Genomic DNA, 19,977 nt, shown 5'->3' with positions numbered 1-19,977 from the left:
AAAAACGGGTTTTCACAACTTCACAAGAGTGTGGCGAGCAAATGAATAGTTTTGCGTCTGAACATGCACCATTAGCGTCTGAAACAGCCCAACGACACAGGACCGAGTACTCCTCGAACACCGGAGCCTGAAGCCTGTCCGCTACGGATTTGGTTGCACAAACGGATGTCTCGACCATAAGTCGAATTGCCAGCCGCGCGCTGAGATGAGTTCATGTAACTCTTTAGGCCCGGCCGCATGCATCCGTCGAAGTTGCGAAAAATTGCGAAGATTCGGACATGGCAACACTGACCACGGGTACCTGGGCATCACTGACACGCCCCGGAACGCCTGGCAGCCATGCCGACAATTTGGTGCTGCAGATTTTGGAGACGCGTTAAATGGCGCATAACGAAGCAGTCGACGTAGTACTGGTTGGGGCCGGCATCATGAGTGCCACCCTTGCCGTACTGCTCAAAGAACTCGACCCCGCGATCAAGCTGGAAGTCGTCGAGCTGATGGATTCCGGTGCTGCGGAGAGTTCCAACCCATGGAACAACGCCGGTACCGGTCACGCCGGGCTGTGTGAGCTCAATTACACGCCGCAGGCGGCCGACGGCAGCGTCGACATCAAGAAAGCCGTGCACATCAACACTCAGTTCGAAGTGTCGAAGCAGTTCTGGTCCTACCTGACCAAAAAAGGCACGTTCGGCTCCTGCAAGACGTTCATCAGCCCGGTGCCGCACCTCAGCTTCGTGCAGGGCAATGATGGCGTTTCCTTCCTCAAGGAACGCTTCAAGACCCTGAGCAAGCACCATGCCTTCTCGGACATGGAATACACCGAAGACAAGGCCACCATGGCCGACTGGATGCCGTTGATGATGCCGGGCCGGCCAGCCGACGAAGTCGTCGCAGCCACCCGCGTAATGAACGGCACCGACGTCAACTTCGGCGCCCTGACCAATCAATTGCTCAAGCACCTGACCAGCGCACCCGATGCCCAGGTCAAGTATTGCAAGCGCGTGACGGGCCTCAAGCGTAACGGCAGCGGCTGGACCGTCAGCATCAAGGACGTCAACAGCGGCAACACCCGTGAAGTCGACGCCAAATTCGTCTTCCTCGGTGCGGGCGGCGCGGCACTGCCACTGTTGCAGGCCTCGGGTATCGAAGAAAGCAAAGGCTTCGGCGGCTTCCCGATCAGTGGCCAGTGGCTGCGTTGCGACAATCCGGAAGTGGTCAAGCATCACCAGGCCAAGGTCTACAGCCAGGCTGCGGTGGGTTCTCCACCGATGTCGGTGCCGCACCTGGATACCCGCGTGGTCGATGGCAAGAAGTCGCTGCTGTTCGGACCTTATGCCGGTTTCACCACCAAGTTCCTCAAGCATGGCTCCTTCATGGACCTGCCGAAGTCGGTTCGCGCCGGCAACATCGGCCCGATGCTGGCCGTGGCGAAAAACAACATGGACCTGACCAAGTACCTGGTCAGCGAAGTGATGCAGTCGATGGAGCAGCGTCTGGACTCCCTGCGTCGCTTCTACCCTGAGGCGAAAGCCGAAGACTGGCGCCTGGAAGTGGCCGGCCAACGGGTGCAGATCATCAAGAAGGATCCGAAAAAAGGTGGCGTTCTGCAGTTCGGTACCGAACTGGTCGCGGCCAAGGACGGTTCCCTTGCCGCCCTGCTCGGCGCCTCCCCAGGCGCTTCGGTGACTGTTTCGATCATGCTTGAGCTGATTGAAAAATGCTTCCCGAACAAGGCATCCGGCGAATGGGCTGCCAAACTGGCGGAAATCTTCCCGGCCCGGGAAAAAGTTCTGGAAACCGACGCTGCGCTGTATCGCAAGATCAATGCGCACAACAACGTCGCCCTGGAACTGGTTGAAGCCAGTAACGAGACCGAAAGCTACGCTTGATTCGGCCCCAAGAAAAACGCCCCGTTCTCAGTGAGAGCGGGGCGTTTTTTTTAGGACGCTGAAATTATCTTTGTGGCGAGGGAGCTTGCTCCCGCTGGGCTGCGAAGCGGCCCCAAAGCTCTGCGAACGGCATAGATTTTGTGAGCGCTGCGCACTCAAGCGGGAGCAAGCTCCCTCGCCACATATTCCGGTGTGTCCGGGATCAGCCGCGCGCCTTGGCAATCAACTCGATGTACTCGGCGGCATTGCGCTGATCCTTGATCAGGGCGACGAAGTCATTGCCGTGCTCATCCTTGCCATCCAGGTCCAGGCCGGCTGCGACGAAGAATGTCAGAAAACGCTCGAAGTCATCGATGCGCAGGCCACGGTAGGCCTTGATCAGCTTATGCAGGGACGGCGAAGTGGCGTCGACCGGTTCGAAATCGAGAAACAACTTGATCTGCTCATCGCCGATCTCGTCACCAATCACTTGTTTCTTATCTTTACGCATTGCCGACTCCAGCTCGCAGACATTTCACGGGGCGGGCAGTTTACCCCTGCCCGGGCACAAGGCTCAACGCGGACGAACAGCGCCCGTGTGCAGATCGGCCCAGACATGGCCGTTGGCGTAGCTGAGGAACTGGCAATAGACCGTGCCATTGCGCAACAAATCGATCACCACCCGGTACTGCGCCATCGGGTAAAACAGCGTCAGGGTTTTGCTTTTTTCGTCATAGATCGGCTTTTTCAGGCTTTTGCTTTCGCCGTCGAAATTGACCAGCACCTGGTTGATGGTCGCGCCCTTGTTCAAGGATTTGCCCTTGAGGCGGATCATCATCGGAGACGTGACCGGAATCGGTTGTTGATTGGACTGACGCTGGCTGCCAACCACCACCGAATATTCGGTGACCTGCAACAACTGTTGCTGCTCGGGCTCCGCGTCACGCAGGGTCAGGTCGTCAGGCGGCAGAAACTGCGCGTGCATCGGCGCCGGGGCGGCCGCCAGAGGCAGGCTGAGGGTCAGCAACAGGACGGCGCAGCTGCGGATCAAAAGGCTCATGACGGGCTCCGAAGACGAGGCCAAGCACTCTAGCATGAGGATCAACCGCGCGAATTGGCGATATAGGTCAATACTTCGCAGTACGAGGTTGGCCATGCTGGACGAGCTTTCAGCCGTCGTTCAACAGTGCATCGTCTTCTAGGGAGTGTGCATGACGTTCTCCGTCCCCCCGTTGTTTGCGGCCTGGCGTCAGACCTGGCGCGCCGGCTACACCCTCAGGCGCTTACGCGGCGACATCAGTGCCGGGGTGACGGTAGGGATTATCGCCATCCCGTTGGCCATGGCCCTGGCGATTGCCGTAGGTGTACCGCCCCAGCAAGGGTTGTATACGGTACTGATCGCTGCGCCCCTGATCGCCCTGACGGGAGGTTCACGTTTCAATGTCAGTGGGCCGACCGCCGCGTTCGTGGTCATTCTGTTGCCCATCACCCAACAATATGGCCTGGGCGGCCTGCTGCTTTGCACCATGCTTGCCGGCGTCATTCTCATTGCCTTGGGGCTGATTCGAGCCGGGCGGTTGATTCAGTACATTCCGTACCCGGTCACCCTGGGCTTTACCGCCGGGATCGGCATTGTCATTGCCACCCTGCAATTGAAGGATTTGCTGGGCCTGACCACCGCCGGCCAGGCAGAACACTACATCGAACAACTGGGCGTATTGATTCTGGCGTTGCCCAGCGCCCGACTAGGGGACGGGATCATCGGCCTCACATGCCTGGCCGTTCTGATTGTCTGGCCACGGTGGGTGCCGAGGATTCCGGGGCATCTGGTGGCGCTGACAATCGGCGCGCTCCTGGGGGTGGCGCTGGAGCACGGCGGGCTGGCGGTGGCGACATTGGGTGAGCGCTTCAGCTATATGGTCGACGGCGTCAGCCATCCCGGCATTCCGCCGTTCCTGCCAAGCTTCGATTGGCCTTGGAATCTACCCGGCCCCGACGGCCAGCCGCTGCACCTGTCTTACGATTTGATCCGTCAGTTACTGGCGCCCGCGTTCGCCATTGCCATGCTCGGCGCCATCGAATCCTTGTTGTGTGCGGTGGTGGCGGATGGCATGACCGGCAGCAAACACGACCCCAACGCAGAACTGCTGGGCCAGGGCCTGGGCAACCTGATCGCCCCGTTGTTCGGTGGCATTACCGCCACGGCGGCCATTGCCCGAAGTGCCACCAACGTGCGCAGCGGCGCCTTTTCGCCACTGGCCGCCATTATTCATAGCGCCGTGGTGCTGATGGCAATACTCGTCCTGGCACCGCTTTTCAGCTACTTGCCGATGGCGGCACTGGCCGCGTTGCTGGTCATGGTGGCGTGGAACATGAGCGAGGCCCGGCACGTGCTCCATACCTTGCGCATCGCGCCTCGCAGCGATGTGCTGGTCTTGCTGACCTGCCTGAGCCTGACGGTGTTGTTCGACATGGTGATGGCCGTCGCCGTCGGCCTGCTGCTGGCCGCCGGGTTATTTATCAAGCGCATGAGCGATCTCACCGACACCGCCGAACTGCCTCGCGGCTTCCATCAAGCCTTGCAGGACATGCCGGAGCACGTTCGCTGCTACGCGATACGCGGGCCGCTGTTCTTTGGCGCGGCTGAAAAAGCGCTGGGGGTGCTACGCAAATTCAACCCGGAGGTCAAAGTGGTGATCGTCGAGATGAGCGCCGTGCCGATGCTGGACATGACGGCGCTGGCCGCCTTCGACAATATCCTGAGGGATTACCGCAAGGACGGCATCGGCCTGATTCTGGTGGCGACCGCTCCACGGGTGCGCCTGAAGCTCAGGCGCGCGGGCATCCATCGGGAACAGCGTCAGCTGGCCTACGTGAACAACCTGGAACAGGCCCGTCGCAAAAGCGAACGCTGGCTGGCCGAGGAAAATTGAGCGCACGGCTCAATCAAACTGTGCGCGCATCCACGCCTGATACTCGGCCACACCCGGCTCGCCTTCACGTGGTGCCCAGTGCGCCAGCTCACCCTCACCGACCGGCCGATAAGGCCCGGCCTTGCATTCGAACATCAGGCTATCGGCTTCCAGCACGACTAGGCCATGGAACACGCCTGTTGGCAGGTCCACGCCGACACAATCACCACCGGCGACGAGGACTTGCTTCGTCACGACCACGCCAGACTCATCAAAGATCAGCAAACCGAGCCGCCCTTTGAGGACCAGCAATGTTTCTGCCTTGTTGTCCCCCAAGTGTCGGTGAGGCGGGATATACGTGTTTGGCTGCAACCCCACCGCCATGCGATGGCAAGCCTCTTCCATCTGATGGAAGTTGTGATGCTGACGCCCGCGAGGACTCGCGGCCGCTTTCTCGGCCAATCCGGCGAACAACGTTTGATCAAGAAAGCTGGGCACGGTCATGTTCTTACATTCCTTTAACAGCAAAAATCCCGTTGGCGTTACGCCAGTAACCTTTGTAGTCCATGCCGTAACCGAAGATGTAACGGTCGATGCACGGCAGGCCGACGAAATCGGCTTTCAGGTCCGGGCGAGCCTTGCGGTCGTGGTCCTTGTCGATCAGCACGGCGGTGTGCACTTTGCGCGCGCCAGCGTGTTTGCAGTAATCGATGATCGCGCCCAGGGTGTGACCTTCATCGAGGATGTCGTCGATGATCAGCACGTCGCGGTCGAGGAACGAAACTTCCGGCTTGGCTTTCCAGAACAGGTCGCCGCCGCTGGTTTCGTTGCGATAACGGGTGGCGTGCAGGTAGGACGCTTCCAGCGGGAAGTGCAGATGGGTGAGCAGCTTGCCGGCGAAAATCAGGCCGCCGTTCATCACGCAGAACACCACCGGGTTAGTGTCAGCCAGCTGTTCATTGATGTGTGCACCGACGCGGGCGATGGCCGCCTCGACTTCAGCTTCGGTGTACAGGCAGTCAGCCTCTCGCATGATTTGACGGATATGCTCGAGATCAGCGGACATGGCGCTCTCCAGGGGGGACGGATTCGGGAAAAGCGGGCAAAGGTACGCATCCCGCACGGCCAGATCAAGCGTTTGTGGACTAACGTACTGTATGTCTATAGGACAACACCCTCGGATAGATTAATCTAGGCCGGTTTTTTTGCCCGCCGCCGGAGCCTTTCCCATGCCCATCCTCGAGATCCGCCATCCGCTGATCCGTCATAAACTCGGCCTCATGCGCCGCGCCGACATTAGCACGAAGAATTTCCGTGAGCTCGCTCAGGAAGTCGGTGCCCTGCTGACCTATGAAGCCACCAAAGACCTGCCGCTGGAAACCTACGACATCGAAGGTTGGTGCGGCACCGTGTCGGTGGAGAAAATCGCCGGCAAGAAAATCACCGTAGTGCCAATCCTACGCGCCGGCATCGGCATGCTCGAAGGCGTGCTGAGCCTGATCCCGGGTGCCAAGGTCAGCGCCGTCGGCGTGGCCCGCAACGAACAAACCCTGCAGGCCCACACCTACCTGGAAAAACTGGTTCCGGAAATCAACGAGCGCCTGGCAATGATCATCGACCCGATGCTCGCCACCGGCAGCTCCATGGTCGCCACCATCGACCTGCTGAAAAAGGCCGGTTGCCGCGACATCCGCGCCATGGTCCTGGTTGCCGCGCCGGAAGGCATCGCCGCTGTAGGCAAAGCGCACCCGGACGTGATGATCTACACCGCCTCCATTGATGAAAAACTCAACGAACACGGTTACATCATCCCAGGCTTGGGCGATGCCGGTGACAAGATCTTCGGTACCAAGCAGAAGGACGCTTGAGCATGCAGCAAGAGTTCAACGATCCGCTCTGGCGCACGGTTCTGTCTGGCGCACAGATGCTGTTCGTGGCCTTCGGCGCCCTGGTGTTGATGCCGCTGATTACCGGCCTTGACCCTAACGTGGCGCTGTTTACCGCAGGCCTGGGGACGATTCTGTTCCAGATCGTCACCGGGCGTCAGGTGCCGGTATTCCTCGCATCGAGCTTCGCTTTCATCACCCCGATCATTCTCGCCAAGGGCCAGTTCGGCCTCGCGGCGACCATGGGCGGCGTGATGGCGGCGGGTTTCGTCTACACCTTTCTCGGCCTTGCGGTGAAGATCAAAGGCACCGGTTTCATCGACCGTCTGCTACCACCGGTAGTGATTGGTCCGGTGATCATCTCGATCGGCCTGGCCATGGCGCCGATTGCCGCCAACATGGCGATGGGCAAGGCTGGCGACGGCACCGAGCTGATTCCCTATCAGACCGCCATGCTGATCTCGATGCCGGCGCTGCTCACCACGCTGATCGTCGCCGTGTTCGGTAAAGGCATCTTCCGCCTGGTGCCGATCATTTCCGGCGTGCTGGTCGGTTTTGCCATGGCGTTCTATTTCGGCGTCGTCGACACCGCGAAGATTGCCGCCGCACCGTGGTTTGCGATTCCGCACTTCACCGCGCCGGAATTCAACTGGCAGGCGATTCTGTTCATCGTTCCGGTAGCCCTGGCGCCAGCCATCGAGCATATCGGCGGGGTAATTGCCGTCGGCAGCGTGACCGGCCGCGATTACCTGAAGAAACCCGGCCTGCACCGCACCCTGCTCGGCGATGGCATTGCCACCACCGCTGCCGGTCTGTTCGGCGGCCCGCCCAACACCACCTACGCCGAAGTGACGGGCGCGGTGATGCTGACCAAGAACTACAACCCGAAAATCATGACCTGGGCGGCGATCTTTGCCATCAGCCTGGCGTTCGTCGGCAAGTTCGGCGCACTGCTGCAAAGCATCCCGGTGCCGGTAATGGGCGGGATTTTGTGCCTGTTGTTTGGCTCGATCGCTGCGGTGGGGATGAACACGCTGATTCGCCACAAGATCGACCTGGGCGAAGCGCGCAATCTGGTGATTGTGTCGGTGACGTTGGTGTTCGGGATTGGCGGTGTGCTGGTCGGCACTGGCACCGGCCCCGATGACTTCGGCCTCAAAGGCATTGCGTTGTGCGCGGTGGTGGCGATCGGGCTGAATCTGTTGCTGCCGGGCAATGACAGCTGGAAGCACAAGAAGGCGGATGAGCCGTTGTTGTAGTCAGCCTTGAGAATGCCTTCGCGGGCAAGCCTCGCTCCTACAAGTTGTGTGTCGCTCGACACAACGACGCAATTCTGTAGGAGCGAGGCTTGCCCGCGAAGCTTTTAAAGCGCCAACGGCGCCCTTTCACACAAGGCACTCAACGCCCGCGCCCACTGCGGATCATCGTTGAGACACGGCACCAGCACCAATTCCTCGCCCCCCGCCTCGCGGAACAATTCCTTCCCGCGATCACCGATTTCCTCAAGCGTCTCGATGCAATCAGCAACGAACGCCGGGCACATCACTAGCACCTTCTTCACGCCCATTCCCGCCAGCTCATCGAGGCGCGCTTCGGTGTAGGGTTCGATCCATTTCGCCCGGCCCAAACGCGACTGGAACGACACCGACCACTTGCCATCCGCCAGCCCCATGCGCTTGGCAAACTCGGAGGCAGTGCGCAGGCATTGGGCGCGGTAGCAGGTCGCCAATACTTCTGGCGAAGCGTTCTGGCAGCAATTATCGCTTTGGAAGCAATGGTGACCGGTAGGGTCGATCTTCTTCAGGTGCCGCTCCGGCAAACCATGGAAGCTCAGCAACAGGTGATCGTAATCCTGCTGCAAATAAGGTTTCGCGCTGGCGACCAATGCGTCGAGGTATTCCGGCTGATCGTAGAACGGCTGGAGAATCGAAAACTGCACATCGAGCCGCTTCTCACGCACCACCCGCTTGGCTTCTTCAATCACCGTGGTCACGGTGCTGTCGGCGAATTGTGGATAAAGCGGTGCGAGGGTGATTTTTTTGTGGCCCTGAGCCGCCAGCTCAACCAGTTTCGTCTCAATCGACGGCTCGCCGTAGCGCATCGCCAGCTCAACCGGCCCATGGTGCCATTGCGCAACCATGGCCTCGCGCAGGCGACGGCTGAGCACCACCAGCGGCGAGCCCTCCTCCCACCAGATCGACGCGTAGGCGTGGGCGGACTGCTCCGGACGCTTGATCAGGATCAGCGACACCAGCAAGCGTCGCACCGGCCATGGCAGGTCGATCACGTAGGGGTCCATCAGAAATTGATTGAGGTAACTGCGCACATCCACCACCGATGTAGAGGCAGGTGAACCCAGGTTAACCAGAAGCAATGCGTGATCGGTCATGCAACGTCCTATTTCAAAGGCGGCTGGACAGGTCGTCCAGGGCCGCGCGCAAATCGGTGAACTGGAACGTGAAACCCGCTTCCAGCAAGCGCGCCGGTACGGCCTTCTGGCCACCCAGCAACAACAGTGACAACTCGCCCAGACACACTTTCAAGGCCAGGGCCGGCATCGGCATGAACGCCGGCCGGTGCAGCACGCCGCCCAATGTTTTGGCGAACTCGCGGTTGCGCACCGGTTTTGGCGCGCAGGCATTATATGGACCGCTCGCGTCAATGCGATGCAGAAGAAAATCAATCAGGGCGATTTGATCGTTGATATGAATCCAGGGCATCCACTGCCGACCACTGCCCAAAGGCCCGCCCAGCCCCAGTTTGAATGGCAGCAACAGCCGCGACAAAAAGCCGCCCTCGGCAGACAGCACCAAACCGGTTCGAATCAGGATCACCCGAATACCCATGGCCTCGGCGCGCTGGGCGGTTTCTTCCCAGGCAATGCACAACTGACTGGCGAAATCATCGATGGACGGCGGAGACGCTTCGGTCAGTTCGCGCTCGCCACTGTCGCCGTACCAGCCGATGGCAGAACCCGAGATCAACACCTGCGGTTTCTGCGCGCGGGTCTCGAGCCAGGCCAGCAAGGTTTCGGTCAGGGTGATGCGACTCGCCCAGAGCAAGGCTTTGCGCCTGGACGTCCATGGCCGATCAGCAATGGGCGCGCCCGCCAAATTGATAATTGCGTCCACCGGTTCTTGCCCGAGGTCTTCGAACAACGCGACGCCGCGAACCTGGGCACCGCAGATTTTCGCGACTTTTTCCGGCGTGCGGCTCAAGACTGTCAGGCGATGTCCCTGACTCAACCAGTGTCGGCAGAGTTGACGTCCTATCAAACCAGTACCGCCGGTCAGCAATATGTGCATGACTTCTTCCTCGCGTGGCGTTTTACCCTGATCACTAGTCTATTTTTATAAGCAGGGATCTTTGGTATCGGGCAGTGTCTGTGTTTAACAATAGGCCAAGCTGTCAGATCGAGAACGCTAAAAGTTATACCAAAAAACAATATTGTACAGGTTTAAACCACGGCGTAGTCTGTACAGAAAGGTAAACGAGGCCCCTATGACTGTACCTATCGCAATCATCGGCACCGGCATCGCCGGGCTCTCAGCCGCTCAGGCCCTGACAGAAGTCGGGCACAGTGTTCAACTTTTCGATAAAAGCCGCGGCAGTGGCGGACGCATGTCGAGCAAGCGCAGTGATGCGGGTGCCTTGGACATGGGCGCGCAGTATTTCACTGCCCGCGACCGGCGCTTCGTCACCGAGGTCCAGCGTTGGCAATCCAACGGCTGGGTCGCCGAGTGGACGCCGCAGCTCTACACCTTCCACGGCGGCCAGCTCAACCTGTCGCCGGACGAACAGACACGCTGGGTCGGGACACCGCGCATGAGCGCCATCACCCGCGGCCTGCTCGGCGACCTGGAAGTGCATTTCGCCTGCCGGATCACCGAGGTCTATCGCGGTGAAGAACACTGGCACCTGCAAGACGCCGAAGGCTTCACCCATGGTCCGTTCAGTCACGTGGTGATCGCCACACCGGCGCCTCAAGCCACAGCACTGCTGGCCTCCGCGCCGAAACTCGCCGGGGCCGCCGCCGGGGTAAAAATGGAGCCAACGTGGGCGGTGGCGCTGGCGTTCGATACGCCGCTGGATACCCCCATGGAAGGTTGCTTCGTGCAGGACAGCCCGCTCGACTGGCTGGCGCGCAACCGCAGCAAACCCGGGCGCGACAACACCCTCGACACCTGGGTACTGCATGCGACGAGCGCCTGGAGCCGGCAACATATCGACCTGCCCAAGGAGGCGGTGATCGAGCAACTGCACGGTGCATTTGCCGAGCTGTTGCACAGCGCCATGCCCGCCCCGACCTTTAGCCTCGCGCACCGCTGGCTTTACGCGCGTCCCGCCAGCAGTCACGAATGGGGTGCCTTGGCCGATGCCGACCTGGGACTGTATGTATGCGGCGACTGGTGCCTGTCCGGGCGTGTCGAAGGCGCCTGGCTCAGCGGCCAGGAAGCTGCACGACGGTTACACGAGCACTTGCAGTGAATAGAATCAATCCGAGTAAATTGCTGCTGTCGAAATGGACAGCAGCCCACCCGCGAAACCGCGAGAAACATTTTCTGGTGACCGAACTGTTCCGCGATGAGGAAGGCACGGTGCTGGACGTCGAATTGCAGGCGGTGCTGACCCAACGCAGTGAGCGTCTCCCATGGCAATCGCTGAAAGCCAGCGACGACTGGATACTCGGCTGGAAATAGATCCTGCCCGCGGATGCGGTGTGTCAGCTACCCATGTGTCGCCTGATCCACCGCTATCGCGAGCAAGCCCTTTCCCACAAGGGAATGCACTCCCCTCCCGAAAACCTATACAAATAATTTGACTTGTACACCTTTGAATCTATGATGAAGACAAAGTTGTACAGAGTTACCGCTCTGTACAGGTCTGGATTCGAGGTGTTCCGATGCATGTACAGCCAGCGACTCTACCGAAAATCGCCATCAGCGCCTGCTTGATGGGAGCGGAGGTGCGTTTCAACGGTGGGCACAAGGAATCGCGCCTGTGCAGCCGAACCCTCACCGACTATTTCGAGTTCGTACCGGTGTGCCCGGAAGTCGCCATTGGCTTGGGCATTCCTCGCGAACCGATCCGCCTGATCGGCGACCCCGAAAATCCCGAAGCCGTTGGCACCGTCAACCCTGAGACTAACGTCACCCGGCAGCTCGCCGAGTACGGTCAGAAAATGGCTGCGGAGCTGGACGATATCTGCGGCTACATCTTTATGCAGAAATCCCCTTCCTGCGGCCTCGAGCGGGTCAAGGTCTACCAGGCCAACGGGTCGCCGGTGGACGGAGGTGGACGTGGTATCTACGCCCAGGCGTTCTGCGCCCTGCACCCCGACTTACCGGTGGAAGAAGATGGCCGCCTCAACGACCCGGTATTGCGCGAAAACTTCCTGACCCGCGTGTTCGCCTACAGCGCCTGGCAGCAGCTATTGCGAGAAGGAGTGACACGACGCGGCCTCATAGAATTTCACTCGCGCTACAAATACTTGCTGATGGCCCATAACCCGGTGCAATACAAAACCCTGGGCAACCTGCTGGGCAACATGGGCCAGACCGATCCTGCGGAACTCGGCCCGCGCTATTTCAGCGAACTGATGGCGGCATTGAAAAAATGCGCGACGCGGCGCACCCACACCAATGTCCTGCAGCACATCAGCGGTTATCTCAAGCAATTCATCAGCCCTGAAGACAAGCAGGAAATGCAGCACGTCATCGGCCAGTACCGGCACGGCATCGTGCCGTTGGTGGTGCCTCTGACGCTGCTCAAACACTATTTCCGTCAACACCCGGATCCGTATATCGCGCAGCAGGTTTACCTTCAGCCGCACCCGGAAAACCTCAGCCTGCGAAACGCCATCTAATGAAAAGCCCAATCGACACCAGCGCCAGCGAAGACCTTGGCGCCGACTTCAAGAAAGCCCTGGACGAAGGCTGGTTGCCGATTCGCGAAGTGGCGCGCCAGACCGGCGTGAACGCCGTGACCCTGCGTGCCTGGGAGCGACGCTACGGGCTGATCGTGCCCCAGCGCACGCCCAAGGGGCATCGCCTGTTCTCTGCCGAACACGTGCAACGGATTTTGACCATCCTCACCTGGCTCAATCGCGGCGTGGCCGTCAGTCAGGTCAAGCAGCTGCTCGACACGCCACAGGCCTTTACCGAAACCGTCGAAAACGATTGGCAAGTGCTGGGCCAGACATTGCTGCAAGCGGTGACCCAGCTCAATGAACGCACGCTGGATGACACCGTCAATCAAGCCATGGCGCTGTATCCGCCTCGTACCTTGTGCGAACAACTGCTGATGCCGTTGCTGGCGGAGCTGGAGCAACGCTGGCAGGGCCAGTTCGGCGCGCAGATGGAGCGGGTGTTTTTCTTTTCCTGGCTGCGTAGCAAATTCGGCGCACGCATCTACCATAACAACCGTCAGTTACGCACCGCGCCGTTGCTATTGATCAATCACTCGGACCAGCCACTGGAACCTTGCCTGTGGCTGACCGCGTGGCTGATCAGCAGCGCCGATTGCCCGGTGGAAGTCTTCGACTGGCCGCTGCCGCCAGGCGAACTCGCGCTGGCGGTCGATCACCTGCAAGCCCGCGGCGTACTGCTGTATTCCAGCAAAGCCATGAACATTTCGCAGCTGCCGAAACTTTTGAATGGCGTCAGTTGCCCAAAAATGATTGCCGGACCAACGGTATGCATTCACCACGCCGAGCTGTCCGCAAAAACGTCTGAGAGTGTTGATTTGTTCCTGGCCGAAGACCCGCTATCGGCTCACCAGGAACTGGTCAAGCGTGGGCTTATTTAATGGACACTTCCATGCATTTGATCTGGTTGCGTAGCGACTTGCGCCTGCACGACAACACCGCCCTGTCGGCTGCTGCCGCTCGCGGCCCGACGGTGGCCGTGTACCTGTTGAGCCCGGCGCAATGGCTGGAACACGATGACGCGCCGTGCAAAGTGGATTTCTGGCTGCGCAATCTGGGTGAACTGAGCGACGCGCTGGGCGAACTGAACATCCCCCTTCTGATTCGCCACGCCCCTCGCTGGGATGAAGCGCCGCAGGTTTTGCTCAAGCTGTGTCAGCAATTAAACGCGGAGGCGGTGCACGTCAACGAGGAATACGGGGTTCATGAAAGCCGTCGCGATACGGCAGTCGCCGAAACGCTCAAGGCCCATGGCATCGACTTCTTCAGCTACCTCGATCAGTTGTTGTTCAATCCGGGCACCGTGTTGACCAAGACTGGCACCTACTTCCAGGTCTTCAGCCAGTTCCGCAAAGTCTGTTACGAACGTCTGCACCGGTCGCTTCCGGGACGGGTGGCCAAACCGGCCGTACAGGATCCGTTGCCCATCAGCAGTGACGACATTCCATCGAGTGTTAAAGGGTTCGACATGCCCAGCGAGAGCTTGCGCCAGCTCTGGCCCGCCGGCGAAGCCGAAGCTCAACGCCGTCTCGACACCTTCGCCGACGCACAAATCGATTACTACAAAAGCGAGCGCGACTTCCCGGCCAAACCCGGCACCAGCCAGCTCTCGGCTTACCTCGCTGCCGGGGTGATTTCCCCGCGCCAGTGTTTGCACGCCGCCCTGCACAGTAATCAAGGCGAGTTCGAAAGCGGCAAGGTGGGCGCGGTCACCTGGATCAACGAGTTGCTGTGGCGCGAGTTCTACAAACACATTCTGGTGGGCTACCCACGGGTCTCGCGTCACCGTGCCTTCCGCCCGGAAACCGAAGCCCTAGCCTGGCGCGACGCCCCGGAAGAACTGCTGGCCTGGCAGCAAGCCCGTACCGGCCTGCCGATCATCGACGCAGCGATGCGTCAATTGCTCGAAACCGGCTGGATGCACAACCGCTTGCGCATGGTGGTGGCGATGTTCCTGACCAAGAACCTGCTGATCGACTGGCGCGAAGGCGAACGCTTTTTCATGCGCCACTTGATCGACGGCGACCTGGCGGCGAACAACGGTGGCTGGCAGTGGAGTTCGTCCACGGGCACTGACTCGGCCCCTTATTTCCGTATTTTCAATCCGCTGAGCCAATCGGAGAAATTCGACGCTGAAGGCGTGTTCATCAAGCACTGGCTGCCGGAACTGGCTGGGCTGAACAAAAAAGACGTGCACAACCCGGCGAACGTCGGCGGTCTGTTCGGCGTGGCGGATTATCCGTCGCCGATCGTCAACCTGAGCACTTCGCGCCAGCGAGCCTTGGCCGCGTTCAAGAACTTGCCCTCGCGACACGATGCCGGAGGCGCTCATGAGTGATTTCCTGCGGCAGTTTGCCCGGCAATTCGCGCAGCTGGATAAAAACAGTTTGCAACGCCTCGGCGAGCTGTACACCGAAGACGTGCACTTCACCGATCCGCTGCATGAAGTGCAAGGGCTCGGACAGTTGCGCAGCTACTTCACGGAGCTCTACGCCAACGTCACCGAACTGCGTTTTGATTTTCACGGTTTCGACCAGACCGGCGAAGGCCAAGGTTATCTGCGCTGGGTCATGAGTTACCGCCATCCGCGCCTGAGCGGCGGCCGGTTGATTCGTGTCGACGGCTGCTCGTACCTGCTCTGGCGCGACAAGGTTTATCGTCACCGGGATTACTTCGATGCCGGGGCACTGCTTTACGAACATTTACCCGTATTGGGTCGGGCGATTGCCTGGCTGAAAAGGAGAATGGGATGAGTCTTACACCTCCACGGCGATACTGGCTGACGGGTGCCAGCAGCGGCATCGGCGCCTCGCTGGCTGAAGAAATCCTCAAAACCGGTGCTCATCTGGCCGTGAGCTCGCGCTCTACAGCGGTGCTGAAAGTCTTGTCCCAGCGTTATCCGGGGCAAGTGCTGGTCGTGCCCGGCGATTTGACCAGCAGTCAGGCGGTGCGCGAAATCGGCGAACAGATCGCCCATGAATGGGGCTCGCTGGACACGGTGATCCTCAACGCCGGCACGTGCGAATACGTCGACGTCAAGCAGTTCGATTCCTCGATCGTCGAACACGTGGTGCGCACCAACCTGCTCGCGAGCGCCTATTGCATCGAGGCCGCGTTGCCCTTGTTGCGCAAGGGCACCGCGCCGCATCTGGTGGGCGTCGCCAGTTCGGTGACCTACCTGCCGCTGCCACGGGCCGAAGCCTATGGCGCGTCGAAGGCCGGGCTGCGTTATCTGTTCGAATCCCTGCGCATCGATCTTGCGCCGGAAGGCATCGAAGTCACGGTGGTCAGCCCGGGGTTTGTCGAGACCCCACTGACGGCGAAAAACGACTTCCCGATGCCGCTCAGTTGGCCAGTGGCGAAAGCCGCCCGGCACATCTTCGCCAAACTCAAGAACCGTCCCCTGGAGATCGCTTTTCCGGGATTGTTCATGGCGGCTCTCTGGCCCCTGTCGAAAATGCCCAATTGCGTGAAACTGGCCATCGGCAAACGCATGGTGCGCAGCAGCCCACCGATCAGGGACGTGCCGTGAACATTGCGATCATTGGCAGCGGAATCTCGGGGCTCACCAGCGCCTACCTGCTCAATCGCAGGCATGAGATCACCCTGTTCGAGGCCAGCGACTGGATCGGCGGGCACACCCATACCGTGGACGTGACCGTGGATGGCCAGCGCTACGCCGTGGACACCGGTTTCATTGTGTTCAACGACTGGACCTACCCGAATTTCATTCGCCTGCTCGGCCAGATCGGCGTGGTGTCGAAACCGACTGAAATGAGTTTTTCAGTGAAGGATCCGGACTCGGGCCTGGAATACAACGGCAATAACCTCAACAGCCTGTTTGCCCAACGGCGAAATCTGTTGTCACCCGGCTTCTGGGGCATGTTGCGCGACATCCAGCGCTTCAACAAAGAGGCGCAGCGTGACCTGGCCGAGGGTCGGATCGCCGCCGACACCACGCTGGACGACTATCTGAAAAACGGCCGCTATGGCGAACGCTTCATCCTGCATTACATCGTGCCGATGGGCGCAGCAATCTGGTCGATGTCCATGGCTGACATGCTCGGTTTCCCGCTGCAATCCTTCGTCAGGTTTTTCAAGAATCACGGCCTGCTGTCCATCAGCAATCGTCCGCAGTGGCGGGTGATCGAAGGTGGCTCGAGTGCTTACATCGAGCCATTGACGGCGACCTTCAAAGAGAAAATCCGTCTCGGCTGCCCGGTGACCCGGGTCGAGCGGGATGAGGAAGGCATCGTTATCCACAGCACCGCCGGAAGCGAGCGATTCGACAAAGTGGTGTTCGCCTGCCACAGCGATCAGGCCCTGAAACTGCTGGCCAAGCCGAGCGATGCCGAACAATCGATCCTCAGCGCCCTGCCCTACGCCGACAACGAAGTGGTGCTGCACACCGACACACGCCTGCTGCCTACTCGAAAACTTGCGTGGGCCAGCTGGAATTACCGCCTCGGTGGCCCGGGTCATACACGGGCCGCCGTTACCTACGACATGAATATCCTGCAAGGCATCCAGAGCGACACCACGTTCTGCATCAGCCTCAACCAGAGCGCAGGCATCGACCCGAGTAAAGTGCTCGCCAGATTCACTTACGCCCATCCGCAATTCAGCCTGGCGGCCGTTGCTGCGCAAAGCCGTTGGGAGGAACTGGACGGCGCGCAACACACTTATTATTGCGGCGCCTATTGGGCCAACGGTTTCCATGAAGACGGCGTGGTCAGCGCGTTGCGCGTTGCTCGCTCGTTTGGTGAAGTGTTGTGAACAGCGCCCTCTATAGCGGCTGGATCGCCCATCGGCGGTTCGCCCCAAAGCCTCATGCCTTCCGTTACCGGATCGGTCTGTTGTACCTGGACCTCGACGAACAGGAGGCCGTGTTCGACCTGTCGCCGTTCTCGGGCAACAGTCGCTTCGCACCGTTCTCGTTTCGCGAGAGCGATTACCTCAAAACCTATACCGGCAGCGGCATGCGCCTGATTGACGCGGTGCGCCAGCTCGTCGGCCAGGCCATCGGTCATGCGCCCCAAGGTTCGATCTGCCTGCTGACCCAGCCGCGCAGTTGGGGTTTGTCGTTCAACCCGGTGAGTTTTTTCTACTGCCATGAGGCTGATGGGCAACTGGCGGCGATTCTTTGCGAAGTCACCAACACCCCGTGGCGCGAGCGTTATCACTATGTATTGCCGGCCAAGGCCCCGGAGAATCTCGGCGATTTCCATCAACATTTTGCCGTGGCGAAGGCGTTTCACGTTTCGCCGTTTCTACCGCCGGACCTGGAATACCGCATGAGTTTCAGCCCCGCCGCGAAAAGGCTCGGCGTGCACATGGCGGACTGGCAGGGCGAGCTGAAGTTGTTCGACGCCACGCTCAGCTTGAAACGCCAGGCACTGGACCGTGCCAGCCTGCATCGTTACTTGCGGCGCTTTCCATGGATGACGGCGAAAACCTGCCTGGCGATCTATTGGCAGGCCCTGCGCCTGCTGCTCAAGCGCGCACCGATATTTGCTCATCAGGCTGCCGTTGGCAGCGTTCAAACCGCCATCGTTCCTCCCAAGGATCACCGTCATGAAATCCTCTAGCGCCTCGGCCAAAGTCAATCTGCTCAGCACCAACGGCCTGACCGGATCGTTGCTGCGCCGTGGTGTACTGCGGCAACTCACGCAGCTCAAACATGGACAACTGGTGGTCATCGAAAACGGCGAACGACAAGTTTTCGGGACCGCAGGCAGCCCATTGATCGGGGAGATCCATATCCTCGACGCGGCGGCGTGGGGGCTGGTGGCGGGTAACGGCTCGATCGGCGCTGGCGAAGCGTTTATCCACGGTTATTGGAGCTCGCCGGACTTGACCGCGGTGGTTCGCGTGTTCGTCAGTAACCTTGAGGTGCTGGATGCGCTGGAGGGTGGCCTGGCGAAACTCGGCCGCCCTTTCGTTCAAGCGCTGCACTGGCTCAATCGCAACACGCGCAAGGGTTCGCAGAAAAACATCGCCGCCCACTACGATCTGGGCAACGATCTGTTCGAACAGTTTCTCGATCCCACCATGATGTACTCCGCCGCACAGTTCCTGACGGACGAAGACAGCCTGGAACAGGCGCAGTTGAACAAGCTGGAACGGATCTGCCAGAAACTCGCGCTCAAACCCAGTGATCACTTGCTGGAAATCGGCACCGGCTGGGGCAGCATGGCGCTTTACGCGGCGCAGCATTACGGCTGCAAGGTCACCACCACCACGCTTTCAAAAGAACAGTACGCCTTCACTGCCCAACGCATTGAAGCCCTCGGCCTGCAAGACCAGGTCACGCTGCTGCTCAAGGATTACCGCGACCTCACCGGGCAGTACGACAAACTGGTGTCGATCGAGATGATCGAAGCGGTCGGCCATCGCTTCCTGCCGGTCTATTTCAAGCAATGCGCGCAGTTGCTCAAAAGCAACGGCTTGATGCTGTTGCAGGCCATCACCATCCGCGAACAGCGCTACGAACAGGCCAAGGGCAGCGTCGATTTCATTCAGCGTTACATTTTTCCTGGCGGTGCCCTGCCCTGTGTGCAGAAGATGCTGGAAGTCATCAGCCGCGACACCGACATGAATTTGCTGCACATGGAGGATTTCGGCCTGCACTACGCCCGAACCCTGCGCCTGTGGCATGAGAATTTTCGCCGAGCCCAGGGCCGCTTGAGCGAGTTGGGCTACGACGATTATTTCCTGCGGTTGTGGGAATTTTATCTGTGCTACTGCGAAGGGGGGTTTCTGGAGCGCACCATCGGCACCGCGCAAATGGTGCTGGCCAAACCGTCGGCAATGCCCGCGCCGCTGCTGGGGCGCTTCGATGCGTGAGCGCTTGGCCAATGCCGCACTGTTTCAGCTCGGCTGGTTTGCCTGTGTGATGGGCGGCGACAGTTTATGGTTGCTGGTGGCGTTGGCGGTACTGGTGATTCATCTGCTGTGGATAAGTCGCTGGGCGGATGAAGGCCGACTGATTCTCAGCGTTGTGCTGCTGGGCACCACCGTCGACAGTTCGTTGCGCTGGCTTGGTGTGTTCGATTTCGCCGACGTCGCGCCCTTGATCCCGCTGTGGCTGATGCTGTTGTGGGCGTTACTGGCAACCACGTTGCGCCACTGCCTGCAATGGACCGCCAAACCTTGGTGGCTCGGCAGCCTGCTGGGCGCCGTGGGTGGGCCGTTGTCGTATTACGCCGGTGGACAACTGGCCGGCGTGCAGTTTCCTTACGGTCAGATGCCCACGCTGCTGGGTATCGGCCTGCTCTGGGCCATGCTGTTCCCAACGCTGCATTTCATGGCGCAACGGCTGGCGGCGGACACCCGCAGCTAAGCGTCCGTCAGGCCTTTAACACAGCCAGGGCGCACTGCCTTAC

The 19,977-nt window shown here is 60.0% G+C and carries 21 protein-coding genes; 15 read left to right on the top strand and 6 right to left on the bottom strand.

The annotated features are described in order from the left end of the window. Nucleotides 1-380: 380 nt before the first annotated feature. Entirely contained in the window at nucleotides 381-1,889 is a 1,509-nt protein-coding gene (mqo, locus tag AB4N91_RS01905; protein ID WP_154912440.1) for a malate dehydrogenase (quinone), read from the top strand. A gap of 202 nt (nucleotides 1,890-2,091) precedes the next feature. Here the strand turns inward: mqo and AB4N91_RS01900 are convergent, their stop codons facing one another. Continuing rightward, on the bottom strand, nucleotides 2,092-2,379 hold the full coding sequence (locus AB4N91_RS01900) for a PA4642 family protein (protein ID WP_010458223.1): 288 nt from the start codon (nucleotides 2,377-2,379) through the stop codon (nucleotides 2,092-2,094). 63 nt (nucleotides 2,380-2,442) lie between these two features. Then, a complete protein-coding gene (locus tag AB4N91_RS01895) occupies nucleotides 2,443-2,928 on the bottom strand; it encodes a hypothetical protein (protein ID WP_010458225.1) in 486 nt (161 codons plus the stop codon). Between the two features lie 151 nt (nucleotides 2,929-3,079). On the opposite strand from AB4N91_RS01895, the gene dauA reads away from it, so the two are divergent. Next, a complete protein-coding gene (dauA, locus tag AB4N91_RS01890) occupies nucleotides 3,080-4,801 on the top strand; it encodes a C4-dicarboxylic acid transporter DauA (RefSeq protein WP_010458228.1) in 1,722 nt (573 codons plus the stop codon). 9 nt (nucleotides 4,802-4,810) lie between these two features. On the opposite strand, the gene AB4N91_RS01885 is transcribed toward dauA, so the two are convergent. After that, on the bottom strand, nucleotides 4,811-5,284 hold the full coding sequence (locus AB4N91_RS01885; RefSeq protein WP_010458230.1) for a WbuC family cupin fold metalloprotein: 474 nt from the start codon (nucleotides 5,282-5,284) through the stop codon (nucleotides 4,811-4,813). Nucleotides 5,285-5,288: 4 nt separating this feature from the next. Beyond that, a complete protein-coding gene (locus tag AB4N91_RS01880; RefSeq protein ID WP_010458232.1) occupies nucleotides 5,289-5,846 on the bottom strand; it encodes a hypoxanthine-guanine phosphoribosyltransferase in 558 nt (185 codons plus the stop codon). Between the two features lie 163 nt (nucleotides 5,847-6,009). Between AB4N91_RS01880 and upp the strand changes: the two genes are divergently transcribed. Both upp and AB4N91_RS01870 read left to right on the top strand, forming a co-directional pair. Then, nucleotides 6,010-6,648 carry a uracil phosphoribosyltransferase gene (gene upp / locus AB4N91_RS01875; RefSeq protein ID WP_010458234.1) on the top strand — a complete coding sequence of 213 codons (639 nt, stop codon included), beginning with the start codon at nucleotides 6,010-6,012 and terminating at the stop codon, nucleotides 6,646-6,648. Between the two features lie 2 nt (nucleotides 6,649-6,650). Beyond that, nucleotides 6,651-7,925 (top strand): uracil-xanthine permease family protein, encoded by a 1,275-nt coding sequence (locus AB4N91_RS01870; protein ID WP_010458235.1) that lies wholly within the window; start codon nucleotides 6,651-6,653, stop codon nucleotides 7,923-7,925. A gap of 104 nt (nucleotides 7,926-8,029) precedes the next feature. On the opposite strand, the gene hemH is transcribed toward AB4N91_RS01870, so the two are convergent. Both hemH and AB4N91_RS01860 read right to left on the bottom strand, forming a co-directional pair. Continuing rightward, nucleotides 8,030-9,055 (bottom strand): ferrochelatase, encoded by a 1,026-nt coding sequence (gene hemH, locus AB4N91_RS01865; RefSeq protein WP_154912439.1) that lies wholly within the window; start codon nucleotides 9,053-9,055, stop codon nucleotides 8,030-8,032. Nucleotides 9,056-9,068: 13 nt separating this feature from the next. Continuing rightward, nucleotides 9,069-9,971, bottom strand: coding sequence for a TIGR01777 family oxidoreductase (locus tag AB4N91_RS01860; protein ID WP_460112070.1), 903 nt, complete (start codon nucleotides 9,969-9,971; stop codon nucleotides 9,069-9,071). A 196-nt stretch (nucleotides 9,972-10,167) separates the two neighbouring features. Here AB4N91_RS01860 and AB4N91_RS01855 point away from each other — a divergent pair, with 196 nt between their 5' ends. The 11 genes from AB4N91_RS01855 (at nucleotide 10,168) to AB4N91_RS01805 (ending at nucleotide 19,934) form a co-directional block, all read left to right on the top strand. After that, nucleotides 10,168-11,154 (top strand): NAD(P)/FAD-dependent oxidoreductase, encoded by a 987-nt coding sequence (locus AB4N91_RS01855; RefSeq protein ID WP_010458243.1) that lies wholly within the window; start codon nucleotides 10,168-10,170, stop codon nucleotides 11,152-11,154. Continuing rightward, on the top strand, nucleotides 11,151-11,366 hold the full coding sequence (locus tag AB4N91_RS01850; RefSeq protein WP_010458245.1) for a TIGR02450 family Trp-rich protein: 216 nt from the start codon (nucleotides 11,151-11,153) through the stop codon (nucleotides 11,364-11,366). Before AB4N91_RS01855 ends, AB4N91_RS01850 begins: the two co-directional genes overlap by 4 nt. A gap of 203 nt (nucleotides 11,367-11,569) precedes the next feature. Continuing rightward, a complete protein-coding gene (locus AB4N91_RS01845; RefSeq protein ID WP_154912438.1) occupies nucleotides 11,570-12,532 on the top strand; it encodes a YbgA family protein in 963 nt (320 codons plus the stop codon). Beyond that, the gene (locus AB4N91_RS01840; RefSeq protein WP_010458249.1) at nucleotides 12,532-13,473 is read left to right on the top strand and encodes a MerR family transcriptional regulator; all 942 of its coding nucleotides are present in this window, start codon (nucleotides 12,532-12,534) and stop codon (nucleotides 13,471-13,473) included. The genes AB4N91_RS01845 and AB4N91_RS01840 overlap by 1 nt, the downstream gene beginning before the upstream one ends. A gap of 11 nt (nucleotides 13,474-13,484) precedes the next feature. Beyond that, nucleotides 13,485-14,930 carry a deoxyribodipyrimidine photo-lyase gene (phrB, locus tag AB4N91_RS01835; protein WP_010458251.1) on the top strand — a complete coding sequence of 482 codons (1,446 nt, stop codon included), beginning with the start codon at nucleotides 13,485-13,487 and terminating at the stop codon, nucleotides 14,928-14,930. After that, on the top strand, nucleotides 14,923-15,345 hold the full coding sequence (locus AB4N91_RS01830; RefSeq protein ID WP_010458253.1) for a nuclear transport factor 2 family protein: 423 nt from the start codon (nucleotides 14,923-14,925) through the stop codon (nucleotides 15,343-15,345). The genes phrB and AB4N91_RS01830 overlap by 8 nt, the downstream gene beginning before the upstream one ends. Then, nucleotides 15,342-16,124, top strand: a complete 783-nt coding sequence (locus AB4N91_RS01825; protein WP_010458254.1) for an SDR family NAD(P)-dependent oxidoreductase — start codon at nucleotides 15,342-15,344, stop codon at nucleotides 16,122-16,124. The genes AB4N91_RS01830 and AB4N91_RS01825 overlap by 4 nt, the downstream gene beginning before the upstream one ends. Then, nucleotides 16,121-17,368 (top strand): NAD(P)/FAD-dependent oxidoreductase, encoded by a 1,248-nt coding sequence (locus AB4N91_RS01820; protein WP_154912437.1) that lies wholly within the window; start codon nucleotides 16,121-16,123, stop codon nucleotides 17,366-17,368. Before AB4N91_RS01825 ends, AB4N91_RS01820 begins: the two co-directional genes overlap by 4 nt. Beyond that, the gene (locus tag AB4N91_RS01815) at nucleotides 17,365-18,180 is read left to right on the top strand and encodes a DUF1365 domain-containing protein (RefSeq protein ID WP_154912436.1); all 816 of its coding nucleotides are present in this window, start codon (nucleotides 17,365-17,367) and stop codon (nucleotides 18,178-18,180) included. The genes AB4N91_RS01820 and AB4N91_RS01815 overlap by 4 nt, the downstream gene beginning before the upstream one ends. Further along, complete coding sequence (locus tag AB4N91_RS01810; RefSeq protein ID WP_077749013.1) at nucleotides 18,167-19,438, top strand: SAM-dependent methyltransferase; 1,272 nt, start codon at nucleotides 18,167-18,169, stop codon at nucleotides 19,436-19,438. The genes AB4N91_RS01815 and AB4N91_RS01810 overlap by 14 nt, the downstream gene beginning before the upstream one ends. After that, on the top strand, nucleotides 19,431-19,934 hold the full coding sequence (locus tag AB4N91_RS01805) for a DUF2878 domain-containing protein (protein WP_077749014.1): 504 nt from the start codon (nucleotides 19,431-19,433) through the stop codon (nucleotides 19,932-19,934). The genes AB4N91_RS01810 and AB4N91_RS01805 overlap by 8 nt, the downstream gene beginning before the upstream one ends. Nucleotides 19,935-19,977 lie beyond the last annotated feature (43 nt).

This window comes from Pseudomonas sp. H3_D04, from assembly GCF_054669175.1.
Note: the sequence above shows the minus strand (reverse complement) of the source record. Positions and strands in the feature narration are given on the sequence as shown.